The organism is Pseudomonas sp. Irchel s3h17, assembly GCF_900187505.1.
Lineage (GTDB): Bacteria > Pseudomonadota > Gammaproteobacteria > Pseudomonadales > Pseudomonadaceae > Aquipseudomonas.
In genome coordinates, this window is record NZ_FYDL01000040.1 from 1 (window position 1) to 1,578 (window position 1,578).

Consider the following 1,578-nt stretch of genomic DNA (forward strand, 5'->3'; position numbering starts at 1 on the left):
GAAGCCGTCGACGCAGCGCGCCTGCTGTTCACCCCGGACCTGCTGACCCCCCGGATGCTGGCCGAGATCCGCAGCCAGAAACGCCTGCGCGACACCCTGCGGCAACTGGACATCCGCCAACTGATCCAGAGCTGTCATTACTCAGAGCACGTGCTCACCGTCGAGCAACTGGAGAGCGTCGTCGCCGACAACGCAGTCGCGCTGGCAACGGCCCTGGCCGGGCAATTGTTCCCGCCGCCGAGCGGGTTCCCGGTACTCGACCTGATGGTCTCGCGCCTGGCCCCCGACACGCTCAGCGCCCAGGGGTTTGCGGTGGTCCTGGATGACCCGATCGGCATCACCCAGGAGCTCAATGCCTGGCGCAACGCGGCCGCCGGCGCGCTTGACGCGTTCATGCAAGACACCGACAGCGAAGGCATCAGCAACCAGCGCAAACACACCATCGCCTTTGCCCTCGACAACCTGAAAACCACCCTCGCCGAACAGGCCGAACAGGGTTACACGGCGCACGCCAACACCCTCGGCGTGCGCTACACCGACCACGAGTACGCCCTGGGCAACGCCCACATGCTCAGCGCCTCGTCCGGCCGCTATCGCAGCTACCGCAATCCCCACGACCAGCAACAACAGGAGCAACGGGACATTGCCCAGGCGCGCTCGAAAAGCTGGGACGACAACTATGCCGACTCGATCGACGAACCCCGGCGCCAGGCCTTCCTGGCGCACTACCAGGCCGCTGTCGATCGCGCGGATGCCCTGAACAACCAACGCGCGGCCGACCATTTGCGCTGGCTCAACAGTGCGGCCCTGGAGGACGCCTTTGCCTGCTATGACCGCCACGACAGCCGCAACGGCCTGGCCTTCGAAGCCCAGCTCGGGGTGGCCGTGTCCGGAATCAACAGCACCCCGGCCGGTGATGCGCAACTCGACCGCTGGAGCGAGGCCGACAGCGTCAGTCCGGGCAACTGGTACTGGCGAGGACTGGCGCAAAACCAGGCCCGCGCACTGGAGCCGATCAACCAGTTGTTGGCGCAGCGCGCGCAATTACCGTCCCTTGACGGCGATGCACTGCTGGCATTGGTCAAGCCCTTGGTCGAAGTCTACGACAAGAGTCATGCCCTGGTCGGTGAACTCGACTTCAGTACGCCGCCCTCCAACCTCCGGCTCAGCGGCGCCGTCCTGCTGACCCACACCTTCGGCACCCAACTGCTGCGCAGCGGTCCGGCCCGCCTGCTGGACGGTCCCGTCAACACCGCGTTGGCCCTGGTGTTCCGCGCCCGGCTGGGGACGCTGGGGGCGCAACTGCATCTGGAGACCCACCATGCCCCGCTGACCGCCGGGGGCAAAGCCAGGATGGCGCGCGCGGCACAACAAAGCTTCGGCAATGCCCTGACAGCCGGGGCTGCCGGGCCGATGCTGGAGGTCCGGCTCGGCACCACGCTGGCGATACTGGAAGTGATGAACCTGATGCGCAGGGCGCAAAAGCACGACAAGGGCACCCGGGAATACATCGAACTGATGGCGGCGATCGTCGCGGTATCCGCTGCCGGGCTGGAGCTGGGGGCGGTAGCGGTGGGA

General features: G+C 66.7%; 1 protein-coding gene. It reads left to right on the forward strand.

The window, feature by feature from the left end:
* Positions 1-1,578, forward strand: a 1,578-nt coding sequence (locus CKW25_RS26775; protein ID WP_172736659.1) for a T6SS effector BTH_I2691 family protein, incomplete at both ends; no start/stop codon positions are given.